The 24618-nt window shown below is 68.7% G+C and carries 22 protein-coding genes, 2 tRNA genes and 1 pseudogene; 10 read left to right on the top strand and 15 right to left on the bottom strand.

The genetic code is table 11. From position 1 onward, the window contains the following. Positions 1 to 208: 208 nt before the first annotated feature. From KL771_RS16935 to KL771_RS16925, 3 genes are all read left to right on the top strand, one after another. A tRNA-Arg gene (locus KL771_RS16935) sits at positions 209 to 285 on the top strand. Positions 286 to 394: 109 nt separating this feature from the next. After that, complete coding sequence (locus KL771_RS16930; protein WP_261969718.1) at positions 395 to 997, top strand: DUF3885 domain-containing protein; 603 nt, start codon at positions 395 to 397, stop codon at positions 995 to 997. Positions 998 to 1077: 80 nt separating this feature from the next. Then, positions 1078 to 2283 carry a lytic murein transglycosylase gene (locus KL771_RS16925; RefSeq protein WP_261969717.1) on the top strand — a complete coding sequence of 402 codons (1206 nt, stop codon included), beginning with the start codon at positions 1078 to 1080 and terminating at the stop codon, positions 2281 to 2283. Between the two features lie 79 nt (positions 2284 to 2362). On the opposite strand, the gene KL771_RS16920 is transcribed toward KL771_RS16925, so the two are convergent. The 7 genes from KL771_RS16920 to KL771_RS16890 all read right to left on the bottom strand — a co-directional run bounded on the left by KL771_RS16920 (position 2363) and on the right by KL771_RS16890 (position 8794). Continuing rightward, positions 2363 to 2704, bottom strand: a complete 342-nt coding sequence (locus KL771_RS16920) for a hypothetical protein (protein WP_261969716.1) — start codon at positions 2702 to 2704, stop codon at positions 2363 to 2365. Positions 2705 to 2968: 264 nt separating this feature from the next. After that, the gene (locus KL771_RS16915; protein ID WP_261969715.1) at positions 2969 to 3835 is read right to left on the bottom strand and encodes an RNA polymerase factor sigma-32; all 867 of its coding nucleotides are present in this window, start codon (positions 3833 to 3835) and stop codon (positions 2969 to 2971) included. A gap of 404 nt (positions 3836 to 4239) precedes the next feature. After that, positions 4240 to 4839 (bottom strand): CarD family transcriptional regulator, encoded by a 600-nt coding sequence (locus KL771_RS16910; RefSeq protein WP_261969714.1) that lies wholly within the window; start codon positions 4837 to 4839, stop codon positions 4240 to 4242. Between the two features lie 635 nt (positions 4840 to 5474). Continuing rightward, complete coding sequence (fdxA, locus tag KL771_RS16905; protein WP_054362163.1) at positions 5475 to 5813, bottom strand: ferredoxin FdxA; 339 nt, start codon at positions 5811 to 5813, stop codon at positions 5475 to 5477. A gap of 150 nt (positions 5814 to 5963) precedes the next feature. Continuing rightward, a complete protein-coding gene (locus KL771_RS16900; RefSeq protein WP_261969713.1) occupies positions 5964 to 7430 on the bottom strand; it encodes a sensor histidine kinase in 1467 nt (488 codons plus the stop codon). A 10-nt stretch (positions 7431 to 7440) separates the two neighbouring features. Beyond that, complete coding sequence (locus KL771_RS16895) at positions 7441 to 8130, bottom strand: response regulator transcription factor (RefSeq protein ID WP_261969712.1); 690 nt, start codon at positions 8128 to 8130, stop codon at positions 7441 to 7443. 1 nt (position 8131) lies between these two features. Further along, a complete protein-coding gene (locus tag KL771_RS16890) occupies positions 8132 to 8794 on the bottom strand; it encodes a PepSY domain-containing protein (protein WP_261969711.1) in 663 nt (220 codons plus the stop codon). Between the two features lie 122 nt (positions 8795 to 8916). Here KL771_RS16890 and KL771_RS16885 point away from each other — a divergent pair, with 122 nt between their 5' ends. Continuing rightward, positions 8917 to 9228, top strand: coding sequence for a hypothetical protein (locus tag KL771_RS16885; RefSeq protein WP_261969710.1), 312 nt, complete (start codon positions 8917 to 8919; stop codon positions 9226 to 9228). A gap of 169 nt (positions 9229 to 9397) precedes the next feature. On the opposite strand, the gene KL771_RS16880 is transcribed toward KL771_RS16885, so the two are convergent. Together KL771_RS16880 and KL771_RS16875 are read right to left on the bottom strand one after the other, a co-directional pair. Next, a complete protein-coding gene (locus tag KL771_RS16880; RefSeq protein ID WP_261969709.1) occupies positions 9398 to 11377 on the bottom strand; it encodes a protein meaA in 1980 nt (659 codons plus the stop codon). A gap of 96 nt (positions 11378 to 11473) precedes the next feature. Then, positions 11474 to 11779, bottom strand: coding sequence for a hypothetical protein (locus KL771_RS16875; RefSeq protein ID WP_261969708.1), 306 nt, complete (start codon positions 11777 to 11779; stop codon positions 11474 to 11476). A gap of 506 nt (positions 11780 to 12285) precedes the next feature. Here KL771_RS16875 and ccrA point away from each other — a divergent pair. Further along, positions 12286 to 13578, top strand: a complete 1293-nt coding sequence (gene ccrA, locus KL771_RS16870; protein WP_261969707.1) for a crotonyl-CoA carboxylase/reductase — start codon at positions 12286 to 12288, stop codon at positions 13576 to 13578. Positions 13579 to 13686: 108 nt separating this feature from the next. Here the strand turns inward: ccrA and KL771_RS16865 are convergent, their stop codons facing one another. Both KL771_RS16865 and KL771_RS16860 read right to left on the bottom strand, forming a co-directional pair. Further along, positions 13687 to 14406: a DUF930 domain-containing protein gene (locus KL771_RS16865; RefSeq protein ID WP_261969706.1), complete on the bottom strand. Its 720-nt coding sequence runs from the start codon at positions 14404 to 14406 to the stop codon at positions 13687 to 13689. 199 nt (positions 14407 to 14605) lie between these two features. Beyond that, positions 14606 to 15847: a citrate synthase family protein gene (locus KL771_RS16860; protein WP_261969705.1), complete on the bottom strand. Its 1242-nt coding sequence runs from the start codon at positions 15845 to 15847 to the stop codon at positions 14606 to 14608. A 187-nt stretch (positions 15848 to 16034) separates the two neighbouring features. On the opposite strand from KL771_RS16860, the gene KL771_RS16855 reads away from it, so the two are divergent. Then, a complete protein-coding gene (locus KL771_RS16855; RefSeq protein ID WP_261969895.1) occupies positions 16035 to 17135 on the top strand; it encodes a citrate synthase in 1101 nt (366 codons plus the stop codon). Between the two features lie 132 nt (positions 17136 to 17267). Here KL771_RS16855 and KL771_RS16850 read toward each other — a convergent pair whose 3' ends face one another. Beyond that, positions 17268 to 17744 carry a carboxymuconolactone decarboxylase family protein gene (locus tag KL771_RS16850; protein ID WP_261969704.1) on the bottom strand — a complete coding sequence of 159 codons (477 nt, stop codon included), beginning with the start codon at positions 17742 to 17744 and terminating at the stop codon, positions 17268 to 17270. A gap of 60 nt (positions 17745 to 17804) precedes the next feature. On the opposite strand from KL771_RS16850, the gene KL771_RS16845 reads away from it, so the two are divergent. Together KL771_RS16845 and KL771_RS16840 are read left to right on the top strand one after the other, a co-directional pair. Next, positions 17805 to 18461: a MarR family winged helix-turn-helix transcriptional regulator gene (locus tag KL771_RS16845; protein WP_261969703.1), complete on the top strand. Its 657-nt coding sequence runs from the start codon at positions 17805 to 17807 to the stop codon at positions 18459 to 18461. 206 nt (positions 18462 to 18667) lie between these two features. Beyond that, positions 18668 to 20632, top strand: a complete 1965-nt coding sequence (locus KL771_RS16840; protein ID WP_261969702.1) for an alpha/beta hydrolase — start codon at positions 18668 to 18670, stop codon at positions 20630 to 20632. A 551-nt stretch (positions 20633 to 21183) separates the two neighbouring features. On the opposite strand, the gene KL771_RS16835 is transcribed toward KL771_RS16840, so the two are convergent. The 3 genes and pseudogenes from KL771_RS16835 to KL771_RS16830 form a co-directional block, all read right to left on the bottom strand. Beyond that, positions 21184 to 22737, bottom strand: a complete 1554-nt coding sequence (locus tag KL771_RS16835; RefSeq protein ID WP_261969701.1) for a hypothetical protein — start codon at positions 22735 to 22737, stop codon at positions 21184 to 21186. A 68-nt stretch (positions 22738 to 22805) separates the two neighbouring features. After that, positions 22806 to 23021, bottom strand: a pseudogene (locus KL771_RS28375) (AAA family ATPase); the annotation flags it as partial. A gap of 112 nt (positions 23022 to 23133) precedes the next feature. Beyond that, a tRNA-Leu gene (locus tag KL771_RS16830) sits at positions 23134 to 23219 on the bottom strand. Between the two features lie 146 nt (positions 23220 to 23365). On the opposite strand from KL771_RS16830, the gene KL771_RS16825 reads away from it, so the two are divergent. Further along, positions 23366 to 23953 carry a YqaA family protein gene (locus tag KL771_RS16825; protein ID WP_261969700.1) on the top strand — a complete coding sequence of 196 codons (588 nt, stop codon included), beginning with the start codon at positions 23366 to 23368 and terminating at the stop codon, positions 23951 to 23953. Positions 23954 to 24041: 88 nt separating this feature from the next. Beyond that, positions 24042 to 24575 (top strand): disulfide bond formation protein B, encoded by a 534-nt coding sequence (locus KL771_RS16820; RefSeq protein WP_261969699.1) that lies wholly within the window; start codon positions 24042 to 24044, stop codon positions 24573 to 24575. The last annotated feature ends 43 nt before the right edge of the window (positions 24576 to 24618 follow it).

Genomic DNA, 24618 nt, shown 5'->3' with positions numbered 1-24618 from the left:
CCTGCTGAAACCCGCTGAAGACTGCCATATTGGCCCGTACCCGCACCGACAGGCATCAGGCTGGCACCCGCCTTCGGCATGATTGTGACGCTCCCGCAGCAAGCTTCGGGCAGCCCCCGGGCTCCGCCCGCCCCGGCCGGGGCCGACGCGCCGCCCCCGATCCGGATGCTGCACAGCGCCCGGAATCATGCTATGGACCGACCTGGTCCTCCCGGTAGCTCAGCAGGATAGAGCAACGGTTTCCTAAACCGTAGGTCAGGGGTTCGAATCCCTTCCGGGAGACCAGGTTTCTGATTGTCCGATTCGGTTTTCGAGCGCGCGTTGAGGCTGGCGTAAACAGCAATGCCGCCTGATTCGGGCATTTCCCCATGCTCGATTGGTGAGAGGAGATGTCATGCCCGCGACCTCGACCATGCACGACTTCTCGCAGGCATGGCGCCATTGGCACGGCGACCGGAAGCCCGTCGGCTTCATGATGCGCTGGGCCGAGGCCCCGCACTGGCTGCGGATTCACTCACTGCCAGAATCGCGGCGCTACCCTGCTGATGCGGCGGATCGGGCGGAACTGTTGCGGCGGCAGAACGATATTGCCGGGGATCTTTTGGGAGAAGAGGGGGCGGCCTTTCTGGTGCAGAGCTTCTGGGAGGCGCCGGACGGGTGGCAGCCGGATAGCGTCGTGGCCGGGCGGGAAGCGGCGGCGTCGCGCTGGGGGCTGTCCGTCGCCTTCGACTTCACCGTGGACGAGGATCCGGACCAGCCGATCCGATGGACCGTGATGGCGCGGCCGATAACCTGGCAGTCCGGCGCCTTCGATCCGTTGCTGCTGCTTGTCGCCGAGGGCGACATGGCGCCGACCCTCTTCATGTCGGCGGAAAATGGTGCCGTCTTTGCGCCCTATGACGGCGGTGCTGACCTCTTCTGGCCGGACGCAGGAGCGCAGGCCGCCGCGCGGGAACGGTACCGCCCCTGGCTCTCGGCGCATCCGCACGGTTTGTGATCGGCAGGCTGCGCCGCGCGGAGATCCGCCACACTCGGTCGGTATGCCAGCGGACGATTCGGACGCGACGGGAGATGCCGATGATTGCGAGGAAATGGGCAGCGGCGGGCATTGCGCTCGGCCTGATGGCGGCCACGCCGGCATACGCCGGGCCGGAATGTCAGAACGGGCTGGATTTTCCGCGCTGGCTCGACGGGGTCAGGCGCGAGGCGGCGGCGGCGGGGATCTCGCAGGCGACCATCCAGGCGGCGCTCGGGCCGGTGCAGTTCGATCCCGGCATCGTCAGGCGCGACCGCGGCCAGGGCGTGTTCCAGCAGACCTTTCTGCAATTCGCCGGGCGGATGGTCTCGGCCGACCGGATGAGCCGCGGCGGCGCGCTCCTGAAGAGCCAGGCGGCGCTGCTCGGGCGCATCGAGCAGAAATTCGGCGTGCCGGCGCCGGTGCTGGTCGCCTTCTGGGGACTGGAGACCGATTTCGGCTCCGACAAGGGCAAGTATCCGATCTTCACCTCGCTGGCGACGCTCGCCTATGACTGCCGCCGGCCGGATTTCTTCCGCCCGGAACTGATCGACGCGCTGCGCATCGTCGAGAAGGGCGACCTGACGCCCGCCCAGATGGTCGGCGACTGGGCCGGCGAGGCCGGCCACATGATGATGACGCCGACCGACTACGACCGCAGCGGCGTCGATTTCGACGGCGACGGCCGGCGCGACGTGATCAATTCGGTGCCCGACGCGCTCGCCTCGGGGGCCAACCTGCTGGTCCATTTCGGCTGGAAGCGCGGCGAGCCCTGGCTGCAGGAGGTGCGGGTGCCCGCAGACCTGCGCTGGGACCAGGCCGATCTCACGATCCGGCATCCGCGCGCGCAATGGGCGCGCTGGGGCGTGGCGGCCGCACATGGCAGCCTGCCGGCCGACGGCCAGCCGGCTTCCCTTCTTCTGCCGATGGGCCGGAACGGGCCGGCCTTCCTGGCCTACCCGAATTTCCAGGCCTTCCTCGGCTGGAACAAGGCCTTCGTCTACGCCACCACGGCCGCCTACTACGCCACGCGGCTGTCCGGCGCGCCGCCGGTCTCGCCCGGCAACGGCACCGTCACGCCGCTGACCACCGAGCAGGTGCGCGAGTTGCAGGGCCTGCTGCTGCGCCGCGGCTTCTCGCGCGAGCAACCGGACGGGCGGGTCGGCAATGCCACCCGCAGCGCCGTCAAGCAGGCGCAGATGCGCTACGGCCTGCCGGCCGACAGCTATCCGACCACCGAACTGATCGAGCGGCTGCGCGGCGGCTGAGGCGGCCCGCCGCCGACGCGACAATGGCGCGGATCCGAGGGGGATCCGCGCCATCCGGCCGGCCGGAGCAGGACCGGCATCAGCGGGTCGTGTGGTGGAAATCGGCCCAGGGCGTGCAGGTCGACTTCTGCAGCAGGCCGCCGCGGCGGCAGGCCTGGACGTGATAGCCCTGGTCGAAGCCCTTGCGCGCCGAGAAATTGAAGAAGCCCCTGGATTCGAACTGGCTGCCGTTGCGGCGGACATTGTAGTGCGTGACGCCGATCAGGCGGGTCGAGAGATAGACGTTGACGGTGCGGCCGTCGTCGGTGCTGGAGGCGCAGACGCCGTTGGTGCAGGCCTTGGCGGCGGCCGGGCCGGCGGTCAGCGTGGCGGCGGCGGAAAGCGCGAGAACGGTCAGGGCAAGGGCGGCGCTGCGGGTCATGGCGGGTCTCCTGGAGGGCTCGAGGCCGGACCGCTCCCCATCGGATCGGTCGGCGCGTCCTGATGCAGGGAGACTAGCGAGGCCGGCCGGAACCGGCCCTGAATGCCCTTAAAGAAACCGTTCAGAAACAATGTTGCGTCGATTTTCCTCCCCGGGCGGCGTCGCGGCCGGCCGGCCGGCAGGGCTTGCGCCGGGATGGCGCGACCCGGACATGTGCCTCGGATGGCGCGATGCGACGCGCGGCGAAGGCGGCAGCGCCTGCGATCAGCCGAAGGCGGCCTGGTCGGGCTCCTGATGCAGGAGCGCGGCGCGCAGCTTTTCGAGCGCCCGGTTCTCGATCTGGCGCACGCGCTCCTTGGAGATGCCGAGCTTCGCGCCGAGCGCCTCCAGCGTCGCACCCTCGTCCTCGAGGCGCCGCTCGCGCACGATGCGCAATTCGCGCTCGCTCAGCACACCGAGCGCCCGCCGGAGCCACATGACCCGGCGCTCGCCGTCGATGCGCTCGCCAACGGTTTCGTCCTGCAGCGGCTTGTCGCAGACCAGGAAATCCTGCCGGTCGGCGCCATTGCCGTCGGCCTCGACGACCGGCGCGTTGAGCGAGGAATCCGGGCCCGACAGGCGCGCATTCATCAATTCCACATCGGCCTTGGAGACGCCGATCGCCTCGGCGATCTCGGTGAACAGGCTCTCGACCGGCATCTGGTCGACGCCGCGGTTGAGCCGTGCGCGCAGGCGGCGCAGGTTGAAGAACAGGGCCTTCTGCGCCGACGAGGTGCCGCCGCGCACGATCGACCAGTTGCGCAGGATATAGTCCTGCATCGAGGCGCGAATCCACCAAGTCGCATAGGTCGAGAAGCGGACGTTGCGATCCGGCTCGAAGCGCGCGGCCGCCTCCAGGAGGCCGACATGCCCCTCCTGGATCAGGTCGCTCATCGACAGGCCGAAATGCCGGAACCGCGACGCCAGCGCGATGACGAGGCGCATATGGGCCGACGTCATCCTGTGCAGCGCGACTTGGTCCTGGGTTTCGCGCCAGCGCACGGCAAGATCGTGCTCCTCCTCGCGCGTGAGGTAGGGCGCCGCCATGGCGGCCTTGACGAATTGGCGCCGGGCACTCATCGCCTGGTTCATCGGGCCTCTCCTTCTTCCGAGCGGCGTACCGACTGCCTACGGCGCCGATACGTCTCCGGATCAGCCGCCATCGGCGGACCGCGCCGTCCCAGGGGAAACGCAGAGCCTCGCCACAGGTTGCCACCAGGCACACCGGTTTCTGGCGTGCCGGCGACGATTTCCCTGCCGTCCGCCTTCGCCACGCCGCCCGCTTTCGCCTCGTCGGCGGCGTCGAAACGAAGTCGAGCCGCCGCCGGGCCTCGGCGCCACAGGATGCATACCCTGCGGTGCCGGTGCGACCTAAGCGTTAACCCCTATTGACGATATCGGAGTGCGCCCGGAGCGAAACAAGGCCCCGAACATGAAAAAGGCCCGGAACGCCCGGGCCTTTTCGATTCTCGCGTGACGATTTCGTGAGGTGCTGGTCAGGCGGCCTCTTCCTGCTCGTCCTCGAACTCCCCTTCCACCTCGGCCTCGCCCTCGGCCGGCTTGGCGTTGCGGCGCGGGTTCTTGAGGAGATTGGACTCGATCTGGCGGATCGCCTCGGTCTCGGAGATGCGGTTGACCGCCGCAACCTCGCGCGCCATCCGATCCAGCGCCGCCTCGTAGAGCTGGCGCTCGGAATAGGACTGTTCCGGCTGGCTGTCCGCGCGATAGAGATCGCGCACGACCTCGGCGATGGCGATCAGATCGCCGGAATTGATCTTGGCTTCGTATTCCTGGGCGCGACGGGACCACATGGTGCGCTTGACGCGCGCGCGGCCCTTGACGGTCTCCAAGGCCTTCTTGACCGCATCCGGCTCGGACAGCTTGCGCATGCCGACGGTGGCGATCTTCGGGACCGGGACGCGCAGGGTCATCTTGTCCTTCTCGAAGGAGATGACGAACAGTTCGAGCTTGTACCCCGCGATCTCCTGTTCTTCGATCGACGTGATCTGTCCAACGCCGTGGGCGGGGTAAACGATGTGCTCTCCCGCCTTGAATCCTTGGCGGGTCTGCGACGTCTTCTTCGTATTGGTGGCCATACGCCCATCACTCCTGCGCATGTCGACCGCCCGGCGCCCCGCCGGATGATCCTGAGGACAGTCCCCCCGATCACGCGGCCCCCGGAGGAGGCACGGACCGGTAGCAACGACACGAAAGCCGGCTTCGGCAGGAAGCCGTCACCGGTTACGGGTCGATCTTAGAAATCTCAGCCGGTCCTGCGAGACACCCACCACCGAACATCACAACGCATATCGACGTTCCGCCGAGCCATTTCTTCGCTCAAGCCGATCATGCGTGAACTCCCTAGGGGAGATTGCCGGAGGGGAAAATTCGACTGTGTGTGACCTTTACCACAAAACGCGTCCAAATCAAAGCGATACGACAGCGATTTTGACCGTTCGGTTGGAACCCTGCCGGCCCGGCCCGGGACCGGCAGCATCCGGCATCGACGCGCATCTCGCTGCGTCACGTCGGTTTTCGGGGCTTCGGCGCCGGTATTCGACGGCAATCGGTCCGCCCCACCGGGCGAAGCGACGTTTTCGGCGACGAGCCGCCCGACCGCACATGGGATGAACCCCAGGCATGCACAAGGCTGGATGCAGCCATCCTGTCATGCACACTGTGCATGGCCAATTCCGGAGCCTCGCAGCCGGGACGCGCAATCCGCGGGGCTTCAGTCGCCTTCGCCAGGTTCGGGCGAGAAGAACTCGGCGAACTTGTTCGGCTTGCCGTCCCATTCCTTCGCATCCGGCAGGGCATCACGCTTGGAGGTGATGTTCGGCCACTTGGCGGCATATTCGGCATTGACCGTCAGCCAGGATTCCAGGCCCTGCTCGGTATCGGGCTTGATCGCGTCGGCCGGGCATTCCGGTTCGCAGACGCCGCAATCGATGCACTCGTCGGGATGAATGACGAGCATGTTCTCGCCTTCATAGAAGCAATCGACCGGACAGACTTCGACGCAGTCGGTGTACTTGCACTTGATGCAGTTGTCGGTGACCACATAGGTCATGCGCGTCTCCACGTCCTGGTCGGCCGGCGCCACGGCACCGGACGGACCTTCGATCGGTTAGCCGAGGATGCGCCCGAGCGCAAGCATGGCGCGGAGCGACGCGTTATGCGACGCCGCATACCGGCCCGCCGCGTGCGCGGCCTGCGGGCGTCACTCTGCCGCGGGCCGGATCGCCACCGGTTCGCGGACCGGCGCGGCGGCCTCGGTTGACGGTGTCGCTGCGGCGCAGCCTTCGATTTCGAACCGGGCGCGCAGGCCGCCGGACGGTGCCGTCTCCAGATGCAGGCCGGTCTCGTAGGCTTCGAGCACGTCGGAGACGATGGCGAGGCCCAGGCCGGAGCCTTCGACGCGGGCGCCGGCCTTGGTACCGCGCTCCATCATCGCGAGCCGCATGTCCGCCGGGATGCCGGGGCCGTCGTCGTCGACCGACAGGCTGACCGTCCCGTCGGTCTCCGTCGCCGAGACCCGGACGGTTCCGTCGGCCCATTTGCGGGCATTGTCGAGCAGATTGCCGAGCACCTCGCCGAAATCGTCGGCGTCCATGCGGACCCGAAGCCGCGAATCGACCTCCATGATCCAGTCCAGTTCGCCGCCGCGCGGCATGCGCCGCTCGAGCGCGACGATGCGTCCGACCGTGTCGGCGACCGCCGTGGCGTGGCCGGCCGCAACCGCCTTGCCCTGCAGGCGGGCGCGCGACAGTTCGCGTTCGACATGGCCGTTCATCGCGGCGACCTGATCCCGCAGCGTCTTGGCCGCCTCGATGGCCCCGGACCGCTGCAGCCGCCGGGCCTCGGCCTGGATGATGGTCAGCGGAGTCTTGAGGCCGTGGGCGAGCGTACCGGCCCGCTCGCGCGCCTTGCGGATCAGATCGTCCTGGCGGTCGAGCAGGCCGTTGAGATCGCTGACCAGCGGCCCGACCTCGTCCGGGAAGGTGCCTTCCATGCGCTCCTTGCTGCCGCGCCGGATCTGATCGAGTTCGCGCCGCAGCGTGGCGAGCGGTCCGAGACCGAGCGAGATCTGCGCCCAGGTGCCGGCCAGGAGCACCAGCGCGATGGCGATCAGGGCGTTGCGCACGTCGGCCGCGAACTCGCTGGCGAGCGTCTCGATCTCGACATGGTCGATCGCGACCGAGATCGTGTAGCTGCGTTCGCCGGACGCATGGGCGACGCTGACCGGCTTGGACAGAAGATAGAGCACGGAGCCGTTCGGGCCGTCGACCTCGATCGGCTCGCCGGCCGCCACCGCGGCGTCGATCGCGGTCTGGCCGAGTTCCGCATCCCACAGCGACCGCGAACGGACCTCACCGCGGCCGGGGCTGCCGATCTCGTAGTAGATGCCGCTATAGGGCTGATCGTAGCGAGGGTCGCCCGGATCGTGGGAGAGCCGCGCCGCGCCCGTCCCGTCGATGGTCAGGGCGGCGGCCAACTGCGTCCAGCGGGTATCGAGTTCGAGCCCGAGACGACGCTCCAGGTGGCGCTCAAAGGCGACGACGAGCAGGATGCCGGCGACCGTCAGGGTCGCCGCCACGGTGATGGCGGCCAGCACCATCAGGCGCAGGCGGACGGAACTGCGCCAGCCCGACGATCTCTTCTGCCCTGCCGTTTCGGCCCCGCCCATCGCCCCTCCGTCAGCCGGACTGCGCGACCGGCGCCACCCCGCCGGCCGGGGTCATGAAGTAGCCGTGGCCGCGCCGCGTTCCGATCACGTCCGAGCCGATCTTGCGCCTCAGCCGTGCGATCAGGACTTCGAGCGCATTCGAATCGGGCTCGCGGTCGCCGCCATAGACATGTTCCGACAATTCCGTTTGCGGCACGATACGCCCGGCATGATGAGCGAGATAGCGCAAGAGCCGGTATTCGAGCGCCGACAGGATGATGCTGCGCCCGCCGATGGTCGCGGTCATGCGGCGCGTGTCGATGATCATGCCCCCCGCCTCGAGCTGCGGGCTGGCATGGCCGCCGCTCCGGCGCAGCACCGCGCCGAGCCGGGCGATCACCTCCTCCATGTGGAAGGGCTTGACCAGATAGTCGTCGGCACCGGCATCGATGCCCTCGACCCGCTCCATCCAGGCGCCGCGGGCGGTCAGGACCAGGACCGGGGTCGTCACCTTGGCGGCGCGCAGGCGGCGCACCACCGACAGGCCGTCGAGCTTGGGCAGGCCGAGATCGATCACGATCGCGTCATAGTCCTCGGTTTCGCCGCGGAACCAGGCCTCCTCGCCGTCATGCACCACATCGACCACATAACCGGCCTCGCCGAGGCCTTCGGCGATGTCGTTGGCGATCGCCTTCTCGTCTTCTACCAGCATGACCCGCATGTCAGCGCCGCCTGATCTCGATGACCCGATTTCGTTTTCCGTCCACGCGCACATCCTGGTAGCGGCCGTCGGCCTGGAGCACGAGCACCCAGTAGTTCCAGCCGCCGGTCTGGTTCGGCACCAGCTTCACGTCGAGGATCTTGCCGGGCGCCACGGCGCGCACCACCGGGATGACCGACGAGAAGGGCACCGCGCCACCGCGCTTGACGATATCGCGCGCCGCGTCCTGCTCCGACTGCATCGGACGGGACGCGCCGGAACCACCGGTCGAGCCGGTGACGCCTCCGGACCCGCCGAAGCCGCCCGATGCGGTCGCGCCGTCGCGCCCCTTGCCGGACATGCCGTAGCCGCCCGGCGTGACCGCCCCGGACGCATCGGTGCCGACTGCGCTGCCGGATGACGAGGACCCCGATCCGCCGGCCCCGGAGCCGCCGCCCGAACCGGAGCCGCCGGACCCGGAACCACCCGAACCGGAACCGCCGGAGCCGCCGCCCTCGCTTTCGCCGCCCTCGCCCTCGCCCTCGCCGCCTTCGCCTTCGCCGCCGCCTTCACCACCACCGCCGCCCCCTCCGCCACCATGGGCGGAGGCCGACCACGGCCGAAGGGCCAGGGTCACGGCGAGAGCAAGGAAGGTTCTCCGGGCAAGCCCGGTGCCGGTGTTCATGGCCACCACTATAGGTTCGAGCGATTACATCGACCTTACCGCCGGCATCAGACATCGGCAAAGCAGCATTCGTCACAGTCCGAACCGTCGCCGAACCGGCGATCTCAAGAGGAGGACTGACCATGAAACTGCATATCCTGGCCCTCGGCGCCGCCGTCGCCTTCGTCGGCCCGATGACGACCGCGGCCTTCGGGCTGACCGTGCCGTCGAAGCCCGTCCTGACCCAGGCCTCCGATGACGCCGACGTGGTGCTCGTGCGCGGCGGCCCGGGCAAGGGCGGCAACAGCGGCTCGGGCAATTCGGGTTCCGGCAACACCGGCTCGGGCAACACCGGTTCGGGCACCGGCAAGCCCGGCAAGGGCGGCGGCGTGGATGACGGTGCCGGCCACAATGGCGGCGACGACCACGGCGCGCACGCGCCCGGCCACAAGTAAGCCGGACGGCGCCCCAGGCGGCGGCCACGCCGTCCGCGGCCAATCATGCCGCCTTTCGATGGACGCGCCGCGGCGTCTTCCGGTGCCCCGAGGCACCGGCGGACGCCCGGCGCCTCCCGCGCTTGTCGGCTGCCTACTGCCTATTGCCGACTGGCGATCGCCTGCCCCCTCACGCCGCGCGGACCTCGCCGGCCTCCACGATCCGGACCACGTCGGCCATGATGTCGGTCAGCTGGAAGTTCTTGGGCGTGTAGACCGCCGCCACCCCCATGGCCTTCAGGGCGCGCTCGTCCTCCGGCGGAATGATGCCGCCGACGACGACCGGGACATCCTCCAGCCCGGAGGCGCGCATGCGCTCCATCACGTCGCGCACCAGCGCCAGATGCGAACCGGACAGGATCGACAGCCCGACCACATGCACGCCCTCTTCCAGGGCGGCATTGACGATCTGCGCCGGGGTCAGGCGGATGCCCTCGTAGACGACCTCCATGCCGCAATCGCGGGCACGGACCGCGATCTGCTCGGCGCCGTTGGAATGGCCGTCCAGGCCCGGCTTGCCGACCAGGAATTTGAGCCGGCGCCCGAGCAGACCGGAGACCCGCTCGACGGCGGCGCGGACCGCGGCGAGATCGCCGCCGGCATCGCGTTGGGCGCGGCCGACGCCGGTCGGGGCGCGGTACTCACCGAACACCGTGCGCAGCGTCTCGCCCCATTCGCCGGTCGTCACGCCGGCCTTGGCGCAGGCGATCGACGGTTCCATGATGTTGCGGCCTTCCGCGGCGGCCGCCTTCAGCTCGGTCAGCGCCCGGCGCACGGCCAGTTCGTCGCGGCCGGCCCGCCAGGCCTTGAGGCTCTCGATCGCCTCGGCCTCGACATGCTCCGGGACGGTCAGGATCGACCCGTCGCCTCCGGTCAGCGGCGAGGGCTCGGTCTCCAGGAAGCGGTTGACGCCGACCACGACCTGCTCGCCGGCCTCGATCCCCTCGAGCCGCTTGGAATTCGATTCCACCAGCTTCTGCTTCATGTAGCTGGACTCGACCGCCGCCACCGCGCCGCCCATGGCATCGATCCGCGCCAGTTCGTCGCGCGCCTCGGCGCACAGTGCCTCGACCTTCGCCTCGATCTCCTTCGAGCCGGCGAAGATGTCGGCATAGTCGAGCAGGTCGGTCTCGTAGGCGAGGATCTGCTGCATGCGCAGCGACCATTGCTGGTCCCAGGGTCGCGGCAGGCCGAGCGCCTCGTTCCAGGCCGGCAGCTGCACGGCGCGGGCGCGGGCGTCGCGCGACAGCGTCACGGCGAGCATCTCGATCAGGATGCGGTAGACGTTGTTTTCCGGCTGCGGTTCGGTCAGACCGAGCGAATTGACCTGCACGCCGTAGCGGAAGCGGCGGAACTTCGGGTCGGCGACGCCGTAGCGGGTCTCGCAGATCTCGTCCCAGAGCTGCGTGAAGGCGCGCATCTTGCAAATCTCGGTGACGAAGCGCATGCCGGCATTGACGAAGAACGAGATCCGGCTAACCGCCTCGGGAAATTCCGCGGCCGGAATGGCGCCCGACGCCTTCATGCCGTCGAGCACCGCAACCGCGGTGGCGAGCGCGAAGGCCAGTTCCTGCACCGGCGTCGCACCGGCCTCCTGCAGGTGGTAGGAGCAGACATTCATCGGGTTCCACTTCGGCATCTCCCGGTAGGTCCAGGCGATGACGTCGGTGGTCAGCCGCATCGACGGCGCCGGCGGGAAGACATAGGTCCCGCGCGACAGATATTCCTTGATGATGTCGTTCTGGGTCGTGCCCTGCAGCCCCCGGCGGTCGGCCCCCTGCTCGTCGGCGGCGGCGGCGTAAAGCGCCAGCAGCCACGGCGCCGTGGCGTTGATGGTCATCGACGTGTTCATCTTTTCGAGCGGGATGCCGTCGAAAAGGCGCCGCATGTCGCCGAGATGGGCGATCGGCACGCCGACCTTGCCAACCTCGCCGCGCGACAGGGCGTGATCGGGGTCGTAGCCGGTCTGGGTCGGCAGGTCGAAGGCGACCGAAAGGCCCGTCTGGCCCTTGGCGAGATTGGTGCGATAGAGCCGGTTGGACTCGGCCGCCGTCGAATGGCCCGCATAGGTGCGGAAGATCCAGGGCTTGTCGCGCTCTTTCAGCGGCATGGCATGCGTCCGGGCTGGTTGAACCTGCCTCAACGAATAGGCGCAGTGCACAAATCTGTCATTACGGCAAAAGGTCCGAGGCCGCCCTATTTCGCATCACAGCAGACGGATCATCGCCCGGACCAGAAGCAAGGACAGAAGCGCGAGGGTCGCGGAGGCGATCGCGGCGGCCACCCACACGAAGCCGTCCGCGTAGGCAAGCGGGACATGGTGGTGGCGAAGGGCGAAATCGAAGCCGTAGATGCCGCCGAAAGCCCCGAGCGTCGCCAGCAGCCAGTTGAGGAGGACGCCGAGGCCGGCCGTATCCAGGATCATGTCGGCGATCCAGCCGAGCCAGAAGGCTCCGAAGACGACCGCCACGGACACCACCATCCAGCTGTTGGAATCGAGATCCTGAAGCACCGCGTTCTCCGAAATCCCGTCGTCCGCCGGCCCTGCACGGATGACGGCGTCCGATTTCCGGCCCGCCGGCGGAGCCCCGCGACGGCACGGCCGCGCCGATCGCACCATCCAATCACGGATCTCCTAAGAATCTCCCTGCGTCGCCGATCGCACCGCAGCGGGACGCCCGCGGCCCGATCAAGACGGACGACACCCATCCTCCTCGTGAATCCGAGCCCCTGAAACTCCAGCCGCAATCTCCGGCCGCCGGCGTTACCCGCCGCCGCAGGGACGGAAAGTCGCAGAGACTTCGGCCCGGCGCGCTTCATCTTGGCCGACAGGGGGTCCGCGAAGCGGCGCTCCGGCGGCCATCCCTTGGTCCAATGGATCGAACCCTCGCGCGGACCCATAGTGCCCGGGCCCGGTCGGCAGGTTCCGCCCGGCTCTGTTGCAATGCAGAAAAAATGTCGGATAGTCGTCGGGTCGCCCGGGAGGGGCGGTCTCGACGACAGAATGGGTAGGACGAGATGGCGGCGAACGCGCTCCAGAAGGACGGTCTCTCCGGTTCGGAGACTCTGAAGGATCTGTACGAGGTCGGCGAGATCCCGCCGCTCGGCCATGTGCCGGCCAACATGTATGCCTGGGCGATCCGGCGCGACCGGCACGGCCCGCCCGAGCAGGCCATGCAGCTCGAGGTCGTGCCGACCTGGGAGATCGACAGCCACGAGGTGCTGGTCCTGGTGATGGCCGCCGGCGTCAACTACAACGGCATCTGGGCTGCGCTCGGCACCCCGATCTCGCCCTTCGACGGCCACAAGCAGCCCTACCATATCGCCGGATCCGACGCGTCCGGCATCGTCTGGAAGGTCGGCTCGAAGGTGAAGACCTGGAAGGTCGGCGACGAGGTCGTCATCCACTGCAACCAGGACGACGGCGACGACGAGGAGTGCAATGGCGGCGACCCGATGCTGTCGACCAGCCAGCGCATCTGGGGCTACGAGACCCATGACGGCTCCTTCGCGCAGTTCTGCCGGGTGCAAGCCCGCCAGCTGCTGCCGCGCCCGAAGCACCTGACCTGGGAGGAAGCCGCCTCCTACACGCTGACGCTGGCGACCGCCTACCGCATGCTGTTCGGCCACGAGCCGCACGAGCTCAAGCCCGGCATGAACGTGCTGGTCTGGGGCGCCTCCGGCGGCCTCGGCGTGTTCGGCATCCAGCTCTGCGCCGCGGCCGGCGCCAACGCGATCGGCGTCATCTCCGACGAGACCAAGCGCGACTACGTGCTCAGCCTCGGCGCCAAGGGGGTGATCAACCGCAAGGAATTCGACTGCTGGGGCCAGTTGCCGAAGGTCGGCTCGCCCGAATACGACGCCTGGTTCAAGGAGGCGCGCAAGTTCGGCAAGGCGATCTGGGACATCACCGGCAAGGGCAACAATGTCGACATGGTGTTCGAGCATCCGGGCGAATCGACCTTCCCGGTCTCGTCCTTCGTGGTGAAGCGCGGCGGCATGGTGGTGTTCTGCGCCGGCACGACCGGCTTCAACATCACCTTCGACGCGCGCTATGTCTGGATGCATCAGAAGCGCATCCAGGGCTCGCATTTCGCCCATCTGAAGCAGGCCGCGGCCGCCAACCGCTTCGTGCTCGACCGCCGGGTCGATCCGTGCATGTCGGAGGTGTTCCCCTGGGACAAGATCCCGGCGGCCCATACCAAGATGTGGAAGAACCAGCACGCCCCCGGCAATATGGCGGTGCTGGTCAATGCGCCGACCACCGGGCTGCGCAGCCTGGACGACGTGATCGAGGCCGGCCGGCGCTGAGCGAGCACGGCCGTCGTCACTGATTGAAAATGCAGGCCGGGACCGGTGCAGGCGCATCGGTCCCGTTGCGTTTCGGGCCGGCCTCGGCGCCGCCGCGATGCACGCCGGTCAATCCGCCGCCTCGCCCTCGTCGGGCAGGCTGTAGCCCTCCCAGTCGCGGCGCGGAATGGCGGCGCCGAGCGCGAAGGCGAAGCCGACGACCTTGCTGCCGTCCGGCGCCAGATCGCAGGTGAAGCGCAGCCGGTACCAGCGCCGCCCGGAATGCACGGCGGCGCCCTCGGCGATCAGCCGGTGGCCGGACTGGCGCGTTTCCTCGATCGCGTAGGAGACCACCCGGTCCGGATGCAGGCGGCCGTTCCAGGCCGCGATCTGCTCCAGCGCCTCGAAGCCGCAGAGCTGGTCGATGCGGTCGTCGCCGGAGAGCTGCGACAGCGTCTTCACGGCCTCGCGGCTGCGCGGATCGGCCAGGATGCGGGCCGACAGCATGCGGGTCGCCGCGATCATGCCGCCCGGACCCGGGGCGGCGGCCGGCGGGACCGGTGACGGGGCGGGCGCCGAAGCCTCCGGCGGAGGCGGAGGCCCGACCGGCCGGCCGACGGGCGGACGGGCCGCCGGCGGCGAACCGCCCGGCACCGCTGGCGGCGGCGACACTGCGGGCGGCAGGATTTCGACTTCCAGGACCGGCGGACGGGGCGGTTCGGGCCGGTGCACCGGCGCCGACCACAGAAGGCCGAGCCCGACCAGGACATGGACCGCCAGCGAGACGACGAAGCCCCAAGAGGGCGCCGGACGCCGGACGGGCGCCGCGGTCCACCGGATCCGCCGCATCAGGAACGGGCACCGCCCGGGCCTGCTCGCCGGGCGCCGGCCGGCCGGGCCGCCCTGCGCCCCATGATCGTCCCGGCACTCCGTGACGTCGCTTCGATCAGCATCCGCAGCCCCCGCATGGAGCCGTCAGTTGCCGGCGCCATTCGGGCGATTTTGCGATGCGGCATTCCGGCTGCCGGCGCCGGCCGGCCCCGCCCGCCTACCGGGCCGAACCGTCCGCCGCGGATGGACCGACATAGCGGGCGCGCGGGCGGATCAGCCTGTCGTCCCGACGCTGCTCCAGGGCATGGGCGATCCAGCCGGCCGTGCGCCCGACCGCGAACAGCGCGAGCGCCGAACCGCGCGGCAGGCCGAGCGCGCGGCGCAAGGCCACAAGAGCAAAGTCGATATTCGGCAGCCGCCCGGCCGTCTCCGCCATGACGGCGGCGAGATCGTCGCGCAGCCGATCGGCCGGAAGATGGGGCAACAGGGCGGCGGCGCGCGGGTCGCCGTCCGGATAGAGCGGGTGGTCGAAACCCGGGATGCCGTCGCCCCGGCGCAGCCGGGTCTCGACGGCGCCGGCCGCATCGCCGGCCGCAACGACCTCGTCGAAGAGGATTTCGACGAGGCTGGTGGTGCCGCCATGCAACGGCCCGCTCAGCGCCGACAGGCCGGCATTGAGGCAGGCGCCGAGCGAGGCCCCGGTCGAGGCCACCACGCGAACCGCGAAGGCCGAGGCGTTCAATTCGTGATCCGCGGCGAGAACCAGAACCCGGCGGACGAGGTCGGCACCGGCCGCGTCGAGCCCCCAGACCCGCCCGAGATGCTCGTGGATCGGCCGGGCGTCCGGCGCCGAGCCGCTGGCCGCCCCGGCCATGGCGCGCAACAGCGCCGCCGCACCGGGCCAGAGCCGACGCCCGTCGCGCTGCCAGGCGGTCGCGCGGCCGGCGGCGACCAGCGGCAGCAGGACCTGGCAGCGTTCGGTCAGCGGCAGCGTGGCGAAGACGGCCAGCAGGTCGCCGTCCCATGCCGGCGCGATTCCCTGGGGATCCGCGAAGGGATCGGCCTCGCCGCAGCCCCAGAGGAGCCGGGCGGTGTCTTCGAGGCTGGCCGTCTCGGCCCAACGGGTGGCGTCGTGGCCGCGGTAGGACAGCCGCCCGCCCTCGATCTCGGTGATCGCCGAGGCCAGCACCGGCAGCCCCCAGTCCAACGCCGTGGCGGCGACCGTGTCCGGCCGGCGTCCGACGGCCTTGCGGCGGACCAGGGCCTCGATGTCATGCGCGCTGTAGAGCCGGCGGCGCGGATCCTGGACGACCGCGCCGGCGGCGACCGCGTCGGCCGGCCCGCCGGTGCGGATCAGGCCGCGGCTGACATAGGCATAGAGCGTCGCCCGGCTGACGCCGAGGCGGGCGGCGGCGGCTTCCGCATCGAGATAGCTGTCGCGATCGTGCATTCGATCCATCTATATTGATCGTATGAATCAATATTGACTGCTTATAGCCTTCGCGCATCCTGCCGGCAACCCCGACCGAAAGGAGCGTCCCATGACCCGTCCGACCGCCATCCCGAACCCCGGCGCCGGCGCCGGCCCCGCCACCGCCGGCACGCCCTCCCCCGCCGTCGCCCCTGCCGCGGCCGACATGCGCGATATGCCGCTGCGCCCTCCCGCCGGGCTCGACGGTGTCGTCGCAGCCGAGACCATGCTCAGCCATGTCGATGGCGCCGCCGGCCGGCTGATCGTGCGCGGCCACGACCTGGAAACCCTCGCCGGCATGCCCTTCGAGGCGGTGCTGGCCCTGCTCTGGGCCGGCCTGCTGCCGGGCAGCCCGGACGCGACGGCGATCCGCGCCGCCCTCGGCCCCGCCCGCCTGCGCGCCTTCGACCTGATGCTGCCGCGTCTCGCCGCGACGGACGGGCTCAGCCCCGTCGAGGGATTGCGGCTGCTGCTCGGCGCGCTCGGCGACGCCGAGGCCGAACCGCATGCCGTTCTGGCGGTCGCCGCGGTGCCGGTCTTCATCGCCGGCCTGACCCGGCGGCGCGCCGGACAGACACCGATCGCGCCCGATCCGGCGCGGGGCCTCGCCGACGATTTCCTGGCCATGCTGCGCGGCGCGCCGGCCGGCGCCGAGGCTGTCGCGGCGCTGGAGACCTATCTGGTCACCGTCGCCGATCACGGTCTCAACGCCTCGACCTTCGCCGCGCGGGTGATCGCCTCGACCGAGGCCGGCCTGTTCTCGGCCGTGATCGGGGCCTTGTCGGCGCTCAAGGGGCCGCTGCATGGCGGGGCGCCGGGTCCGGTGCTCGACATGCTCGATGCGATCGGCACCGAGGCGGCGATTGGCCCCTGGATCGACGATGCGTTGCGGCGCGGCGAGCGGCTGATGGGCTTCGGCCATCGCATCTACCGGGTGCGCGATCCGCGCGCCGACGTGCTCAAGGGTGCCGTTTCGCGCCTGCGCGGCGCCGGCAACCGCATCGGCTTCGCCGAGACCGTCGAGCGGGAGGCGCTCGCCCGGCTCGCCGCCGCCAAGCCGCTGCGCCCGCTCGACACCAATGTCGAATTCTACACTGCCCTGCTGCTGGAGGCGCTCGACCTGCCGCGCGACCTGTTCACCTGCATCTTCGCCATGGGGCGCATGGCCGGCTGGACCGCCCATGTCCTCGAACAGGAACGCTCCGGCCGACTGATCCGCCCGCAATCGCGCTATGTCGGCCCGATGCCGGCGGCACCTGTCCAGGGCGCCGCCTGACGGGACCGGGCCTCGTGGTCAAAATCTGACATTTGCGTCCCGCAAATGTCAGATTTGACCATGTCCTCAAAGAGTTAGTGGTTCAGATTCAGGAGACGGATGGGAACCATCCGTCTCGATCGAACCACTCGATCAGGTCCGGCGCGGCGGCGCGAAGGCCAAGGCGCCGGCGATCCGGTTCCAGGCATTGATGGTGGCGACCGACACGGTCAGGCTGGTCGCCTCCGCCTCCGAGAAGACGTCGCGCAGCGCCGCATAGGCGTCTTCGGGGATCGGTCGCCGGTTCATGCCGGAAAGGTGCTCGGCCCAGGCCAGCGCCGCCCGCTCGCGCGCCGAATAGCCCGGCGCCTCGCGCCAGACCGCAACCAGATCGAGCTTGCCGGCCTCGATCTCCAGCTTGCGCGCCAGGTTGAGGTGGAATTGCACGCAGAAGGCGCAGCCGTTGATCTGCGAGACGCGGACCTTGACCAGCTCGGTCAGGGATTTCTCAAGCCCGGTCTCGTCGACGGCGCGGCCGAGCGCCGTCAGCGCGGCGGCCGCATCCGGGGCCAGCGCGCGGAAGCGATCGTAGTCGACATGCGGCTTCGACTGGAATTGCGACGGTTCCATGATTGGCGTTCCGGTTGGATCGGTCTATTGTCAGGGCTCGAACATGTTATCAGAGCCCTGATGATGAGCAAGCACGATCCCGATCCGGCCCGCGGCACGCCATCGCCGGACGGCCTGCCGCCGACACCTCCCCATTCCGATCGGCCCACACTGAACCTGACCGCGCCGAACCGGCCCGCAGCAATCCGGACGGAGCCGGACCCGCCCTCACCGGCTTCCCGTCCGTCCCCCACGACGGCCGCCCTGCCGGGCGCCGGCGAAGGCGCCCGCGGCGCGGCCGGCCATCTCGGCTATCTGCTGCGCCAGGCCGCCCATGTCTTCCGTCAGCGGATCGACCAGGCGCTCGGCGCGATCGGCCTGACCGCGCCGCAATTCTCCGTCCTGACCATGCTGGCCGCCTATCCGGGCCATTCCAACGCCGATCTCGCCCGGCTCGCCCTGCTGACGCCGCAGACCATGAGCGTGATCGTCGCCAATCTGGCCGCCGCCGGCCTCATCGTCGCCCGCCCGCACCCCGTCCATGGCCGCATCCGCCGTCTCGCCCTGACCGAGGCCGGCCGCAGCGCGCTCGCCGCCGCCAAGACGCGCGTCTACGCCCTGGAGACCGCCCTGCTCGGCGGCCTGCCTGAGACAGACGAGGCCGTCATCCGCCGCTGGCTCGCCGGCGTGGCGGCGGGCGCGGGCAGCGGGGCGGGGGAGACGTCCGATCCGGACTGACCGGTCTGACTCCGACCGGCCACGCGCAGCACCGCATCCCGAGCCGGCCTGCACGGCTCCACGCCGTTCCAAACCGCCCCTCACGGCCCGCGACACGACCTTGAGGTCCGGCACAAGTCCCCTTCATCCCCGATGTCCCGCACGATTGTCCTTCCCCTTACGGAATGCAAAGTTGCGCATCCGACGTCGGTGCCCTGGGGTTTTGCATGGACCACGCACAGATTCTCGCCCTGATCGCGACCCTCTCGGGGAGCCCGGACGCCGAGGCCTTCGCCGGCCTGAAGGCTGCGAGCCTGCAGCCGGCGCGGGCCATCACCCTGCAGGCCTGTCCGCGGCCGCTGCCCGTCCACGAGATCGAGGGCCGCACCATCCTGTGCGGCACCGTTGGCGTGCCGGAGGATGCCGACAAGCCGAACGGCCGCATGCTGCCGCTGTCCTTCGCGATCCTGAAGGCGACTTCGCGCTTCCCCGAGCCGGATCCGGTCGTCTACCTGCAGGGCGGCCCCGGCGGCAGCGCGCTGACCATCATCCCGCTGCTCGAACGCGCCTTCCGGCCCTGGCGCGAGCGCCGCGACATCGTCACCTTCGACCAGCGCTCAGCCGGGATATCCGGCGCGTCGGTCAACTGCACCGCCGCCATGTCGGGGAACCTGACAGCGATCGCGGGCGGCGGCGGCCCGGACTCCGGCCATCTGCCGGGCACGGCGCTGATAAAGCAGTGCCTCGACGAACTGGCACAGCGCGGCGTGCCGCTGGCCCTCTACAACACGACCCGCAATGCCCTGGATGTGCCGCGCGTCGTGGCGGCGCTGGGCTACAGGGACTACAATCTCCTCGGCATTTCCTACGGCACCAAGCTCGCCCTGGAGGTGATGCGGGTCGCCCCGCAGGGCATTCGCTCGGTCCTCATCGACGGCGTCGCCCCTTCCTGGGTGCGGCTCTACAATGCCTTCGCCTACAAGGGCGAGGAGGTCATCCAGCACGTCGTCGACCAATGCGCGGCCGACAAGGCCTGCAACGCGGCCTATCCGCAACTCGGACGCATCGTCGTCGAGACGCTCGACAAGGCGGCGAAGGGCGAGATCCGGTTCCGCGGCGAGACGGTCTCGGTCGATACCGTGCTGGCGCCCTTCATGGCGCGCAACGGCAACTATGACGAAGCCTCGATCACGCGCTCCATCCCGGCCTTCGTGTACGAACTCTGGCGCGGCCGCGAGATGCCGACCGTCGCCGCGCTGATCGACGCGAAGTTCAAGGCTGCCAAGCCGGGCGACGCGGAGGTGCTGGCCGCCGCCGCAAAACTGAACGGCGAGCAGAACGGCCTGGTCCTGCAGATGCTCGACGGCGTCGCCATCCGGTCGCGCGCCGACCAGGGCATCGCCCGGGCGGTCGGCGCCTTGCGCGATTCGGTCGAGAGCGCGCGCGGCTTCGGCCCGCTGGCGCGCACCTTCGACACCGAGCTTGGCCGCGCGATGGCGGAGACCCTGAGCGGCGACAAGGCCCGCCTGCAGGCGGCGCTCGGCGACTATGTGGCGATGCAGGCCGCCACCCCTGGGAAGCCGCTGCTCGCCAAATTCGTCGCCACGCATTTCAGCGGTCCGGCGCGGGACCGACTGTCGGCGCTGGTCGAGGCCATGAATGCCGCGGAGATCGAAGGCTCCTTCGCCATCATCCGGCGCGACAGCTATGCCGGGCTGTCGCCGTTCCTGAGCGGGCTCTATCTGGACATCTATGCCTGCCAGGAAGACCGCCCCTTCAACTCGCTGGAGGGCTACCGGACGTTGACCGCGAGCTTGCGCTATCCGCATCTCGGCGCGGCCACGGAGGCGACCGCCCGCGCCTTCTTCGAAAGCTGCACCGCCTTCCCCATGCAGCCGCGCGACAACTGGCATGTGCCGGTCGCCAGCGACATTCCGACGCTCTCCCTGGGCGGCCTCTACGACATTCAGACGCCGGCCAGCTGGGCCCGGGCCGCGATCGAGAAGCTCTCCAACGCGCAGGCCTTCCTGATCCCCGAGGCCGGCCACGGCGCCCTCATCTACCAGCCCTGCGCGGCCCAGATGGGCGTCGCCTTCATCGACAACCCGAAACGCAAGTTCGACAATTCCTGCGCCGAAAGCATCAGGATCGACTGGCACATCGCCCCCTGGGTCCAGCCCGCCAAGCCCTGACGGGGCAGCGGGCCGAGCGCGGACTGAGAGGAGCGGATCGTCCCGAAAAGGCTCAGCCCACTGGCGGTACGACGGGGAGCAGCCCGACATGATGACGGACCGAACGCATCAACAGCCGGAATTCAAGGGACCAGGTCACGCGGGCCAAGCTTCAGCGATATCGTGATTCCCTTGCAGGTCGGGCGCGGCATCCTGTGGCCGATTTCTACGCGGGCACCCTGCCTTTGACGGCGGTGGCCGTGCCTTTGACGGTGAACGCCATCCCCTCGTCCACGTCGAGAGCGGCGCGTACCGCCTCGCGCAGGTCGGCCACGCGATCCGGCGGCACCGTGGCCCGTTGTCGGCGCTCCCCGCCACCAGGCCTGCCAATAGCTCTCGACATCGGGATAGCGTCGCTCGACGGTGAGGGTCACGTCACGCTCTTCAGGGCGTCGATCACCGCCGGCGACGCACCGTCGCAGATCCGCACCGTTACCCTGCCGCCTCCACCTCGATCGTCGCCCCAGCGGTGAGGAAGGTGGGGCTAGGACACCGCTTACACAGGCCCAACGCTACTGCTGTGCGGGACTAGCCGGCTCGATGCCACCCGCAACGAGAGCCGGCCCGGTGATATTGCGGCGGCGTTTGGAGGACTCGACGGCAAGATCGATGAAATCCGAGATATCGGCGCCCGGAGCGCGGATGACATCGTCGACCACGTGAGGTTGGCCGCCAACAATCTTGATTTCCATCTCCTGTCGGCTCACCGAGACGATGGGGATTTCAACGAGGGCTGTGTATTGCAGGCCTACCAACTCAACCGACATTGGCGTCAAGATTGTGTCCTGCTCATCGACAATACTGTCCTCCGCCCAGCGCCTGAAAAAGAGATTGACGCCCGCGGTCGAACCCAGCGCTAGCTTTTCTTGATGTTCCTCCACCCAATCATAGAACGTCGACAGCCGAAGCGACGTATGCGGTCGACGCGCCGATCGGCTGATTGCCGCACAGAGTCGGCGCAGCGTCGGCGCGACCGGTATCCAATGATTGAATGGCCCCTGCTTGTCCGTTGCGAGAAGCGCCAATTGCGCGCCTTTGAAGTGAATGGTGAGATTCTTCTTCGGTCGAGCCAGGATAGCACCGACTTGCACAATCGATACCGCCTCTTCGAGATCGACCTCGCGATCACCGGCATAGTCGACGGTGATTCCAGCCCATCCCTTGTCGAAGTCCAGGACTACCTCGAAAAATCGGTTCGCCAGTCGAATGGGAGAGCGTTCACGAGCATCAACGAGGGGCGGCACCACAAAGACATCGACAGGCAAAGCAATCCAGTCGCCGGCTTCCGATTCGAGTTCGATCGAAGCAGAAAGTAACGGCTGAGCATCCATTTCGAGAACTGCATCACGGAAATAAAGCTGGTCGTTGCCAAGCGGGATGCCGAACCGCCGCCGCTCAAGGGTCAGGTGATTCACATCAAGCTCCCGTCGGCCGCCAAGAAAGAGCTCTCCCAGCCTGTGTCGGGCATCAGGGCCGGGAATGAAAAAACGGCCGACCATTGGCTCATCATCGAATCCGCAGGTCTCTCGAAACTGGCTTTTCCTCGCAACGTAGTTGCTCAAGGAGCCGTGCAGCATGGCATGCAAGGCATCCGACAGCCCTTCTCCGTCCCCACCGATTTCTACTGCGCGTTCCGTAGGGATCAGCACCCTTATGGTATGAATGGCGCGGTTGCCATGCGCCTCCTGCTCGCGCACCCGGCGCAAGGTATCCTCGATCACGGCTTCATCAATGGGGACGATCAAACGGCGAACCGAACGTCGGCCACCCTTGGAATAGAAGAGGATCGCGATCACCGCAGGCAAGTCAGCATCAACTAGGTGTTTCAGCGCCGAGAGCTTGATGTGTGGGACCGCATTTGCATGCTCGGTCGCCTTAACCTGCACAAGAAACTTCGGAAGCTCGTTTTGCTGGTCGAGAGGAATATCAGATGATCGGTCAGGATCCGCCTCGAGCATGAAGTCCCAGCCGAGGCGGTCCGGGTCGGCTCGCTGGACATGAAACTGCTCCGGCTCGCACCATCCAGAAAACTCGTTCTGACCTCGTAAGCCCAATTCCGCCTTCATGAGACTGCTTTCAACAATGCGCCCGGCACGTGCCTCAGCGTTGAGACTACAATCGAATTGCCAGCAGCTTATCGATCGAGTCGCGCACGGCGCCGCCGGGCGCGTTCCTTGAAAGCCGCTTTGCCGCCTTCGAGGACATCGCAGACGTGGTTTCGCATGGCGGCGTCCTCAAGCCCACCTGACCGGTAGGTGCTCGGCGGCAGTACACCAAGAGTATGCGGTGCGGCGACAGCGACGATAGCTTGATTGACGTTCGTGTTGATGGCGAGGCTTGTATTGAGGGTACGGCGCAGGTGGCCAGAACGCATCGCCAGGCGCTACGCGCCTGGGTAGTGCGCTACGGCGCTAAAGCGAACGCCGGACTTTCCGATCGTCCCCATTCCTGCCGCAAGCAAATGGTGCCCCAGGCCGGACTCGAACCAGCACGCTCTCGCGAGCAACAGATTTTGAGTCTGCCGCGTCTACCATTTCGCCACTGGGGCAGTGGGCGGCGCATATTAGTCGGCGGGGTCTCTCCGTCAATCCGGCGCGGATGCGAATTCACATGGGACGCGAGGCGGGTGCGGCCGGGTCGACGGCGGGTGCGAAGGCCATGGATTTCCGCGCCGGGCTCGGGTAATCGGGGGCCATGCTGCGCCGCCTCTACGACTGGACCCTCTCGCTCGCCGCCCGCAAATCCGCGGAAGTCTGGCTCGCCGTGATCGCCTTCGTGGAGAGCTCGGTCTTTCTGATCCCCGCCGACGTGCTGTTCCTACCGATGGCGTTGGCCCGGCCGGAGCGAGCCTGGCGCTATGCCCTGGTGGCGACGGTCTTCTCCGTGCTCGGTGGCATCGCCGGCTATCTCCTCGGCTACTATGCCTACGAGCAGATCGCCAAGCCGATCCTGGCGCTCTACGGCAAGCTGGACACCTTCGAGCACCTGCGCACCGCCTCGGGCCGCGACGCGATCCTGCTCATGCTGGTCACCTCCGGCCTCGCCCATCTGCCGCCGATCAAGGTGGTGACGATCCTGTCGGGCGCGGCGGCGATCGATCCGTGGCTGTTCATCGTCTCCTGCATCGTCGCGCGCGGCGCGCGCTTCTTCGCGCTCGCCTGGCTGTTGCTCCGCTACGGCGAGCCGATCCGCGGCTTCATCGAGCAGCGCCTCGGGCTGATCGCCGGGCTCGCCGCCGCCGCCATCATTCTGCTCTATGTGGTGATCAAATACGCGCTGTGACCCTGCCCGGGACCGGACCCGCGGGCGCGCCCCGGCGTTGCCCAGCAGCCGGCATCCGGGTTCCCTGCCCCGCCGACCGGACCCCGCCATGCTTGCCAGACTGCTCGAACGGCCCGCCTTCACCGCCGCCGGCCTGATCCTCGTCGGCGGGCTTGCCGCCATCCTGGCGGCCTGGGGCTATGAGCTGATCGGCGGCTACGCCCCCTGCAAATTGTGCCTGGAACAGCGCACGCCCTACTATGTCGGCCTGCCCCTGGTGCTGGTCGCGCTGGTCTCCGACCGCCTGGGCGGCCCGTCCTGGCTGCCGCGCGCCTGCCTGGTGCTCGCCGGTCTCGCCTTCGCCTATGGGGCGGCCCTCGGCATCTATCAGGCCGGCGCGCAATGGAGCTTCTGGCAGGGTCCGACCGATTGCGGCGCCACCCGCGGCGGCGGCGTGCCGACCTCGGCCATGGACCTGCTCAAGGACATGGGCAAGACCCGAATCCCAAGCTGCACCGATGTCGACTGGCGCATGTTCGGGCTGAGCTTCGCCGGCTGGAACGCGGTCGTCTCGGGCGGCATCGTCCTGCTCGCCGCCTGGGGCGTCTTCGCCCGCCCGCACCGCACGGGCGCGCTCGGCTGAAACCGGACGCCGGAACCGGCCGGGGCGGCGGATTTCCGCCCCG

The sequence above is a fragment of the Prosthecodimorpha staleyi genome (assembly GCF_018729455.1).
Lineage (GTDB): Bacteria > Pseudomonadota > Alphaproteobacteria > Rhizobiales > Ancalomicrobiaceae > Prosthecodimorpha > Prosthecodimorpha staleyi.
This window is presented reverse-complemented; position numbering and strand designations above follow the sequence as displayed.

Bases quoted from the DNA above. Each gene is read 5' to 3' on its own strand.
- KL771_RS16915 (WP_261969715.1), bottom strand. From the start codon at position 3,835: ATGAACCAGGCGATGAGTGCCCGGCGCCAATTCGTCAAGGCCGCCATG.
- KL771_RS16920 (WP_261969716.1), bottom strand. From the start codon at position 2,704: ATGACCCGCAGCGCCGCCCTTGCCCTGACCGTTCTCGCGCTTTCCGCC.
- ccrA (WP_261969707.1), top strand. From the start codon at position 12,286: ATGGCGGCGAACGCGCTCCAGAAGGACGGTCTCTCCGGTTCGGAGACT.
- KL771_RS16890 (WP_261969711.1), bottom strand. From the start codon at position 8,794: ATGAACACCGGCACCGGGCTTGCCCGGAGAACCTTCCTTGCTCTCGCC.
- KL771_RS16925 (WP_261969717.1), top strand. From the start codon at position 1,078: ATGATTGCGAGGAAATGGGCAGCGGCGGGCATTGCGCTCGGCCTGATG.
- KL771_RS16880 (WP_261969709.1), bottom strand. From the start codon at position 11,377: ATGCCGCTGAAAGAGCGCGACAAGCCCTGGATCTTCCGCACCTATGCG.
- KL771_RS16835 (WP_261969701.1), bottom strand. From the start codon at position 22,737: ATGAAGGCGGAATTGGGCTTACGAGGTCAGAACGAGTTTTCTGGATGG.
- KL771_RS16930 (WP_261969718.1), top strand. From the start codon at position 395: ATGCCCGCGACCTCGACCATGCACGACTTCTCGCAGGCATGGCGCCAT.
- fdxA (WP_054362163.1), bottom strand. From the start codon at position 5,813: ATGACCTATGTGGTCACCGACAACTGCATCAAGTGCAAGTACACCGAC.
- KL771_RS16910 (WP_261969714.1), bottom strand. From the start codon at position 4,839: ATGGCCACCAATACGAAGAAGACGTCGCAGACCCGCCAAGGATTCAAG.
- KL771_RS16820 (WP_261969699.1), top strand. From the start codon at position 24,042: ATGCTTGCCAGACTGCTCGAACGGCCCGCCTTCACCGCCGCCGGCCTG.
- KL771_RS16825 (WP_261969700.1), top strand. From the start codon at position 23,366: ATGCTGCGCCGCCTCTACGACTGGACCCTCTCGCTCGCCGCCCGCAAA.
- KL771_RS16845 (WP_261969703.1), top strand. From the start codon at position 17,805: ATGATGAGCAAGCACGATCCCGATCCGGCCCGCGGCACGCCATCGCCG.
- KL771_RS16895 (WP_261969712.1), bottom strand. From the start codon at position 8,130: ATGCGGGTCATGCTGGTAGAAGACGAGAAGGCGATCGCCAACGACATC.
- KL771_RS16850 (WP_261969704.1), bottom strand. From the start codon at position 17,744: ATGGAACCGTCGCAATTCCAGTCGAAGCCGCATGTCGACTACGATCGC.
- KL771_RS16865 (WP_261969706.1), bottom strand. From the start codon at position 14,406: ATGCGGCGGATCCGGTGGACCGCGGCGCCCGTCCGGCGTCCGGCGCCC.
- KL771_RS16840 (WP_261969702.1), top strand. From the start codon at position 18,668: ATGGACCACGCACAGATTCTCGCCCTGATCGCGACCCTCTCGGGGAGC.
- KL771_RS16860 (WP_261969705.1), bottom strand. From the start codon at position 15,847: ATGGATCGAATGCACGATCGCGACAGCTATCTCGATGCGGAAGCCGCC.
- KL771_RS16885 (WP_261969710.1), top strand. From the start codon at position 8,917: ATGAAACTGCATATCCTGGCCCTCGGCGCCGCCGTCGCCTTCGTCGGC.
- KL771_RS16855 (WP_261969895.1), top strand. From the start codon at position 16,035: ATGCCGCTGCGCCCTCCCGCCGGGCTCGACGGTGTCGTCGCAGCCGAG.
- KL771_RS16900 (WP_261969713.1), bottom strand. From the start codon at position 7,430: ATGGGCGGGGCCGAAACGGCAGGGCAGAAGAGATCGTCGGGCTGGCGC.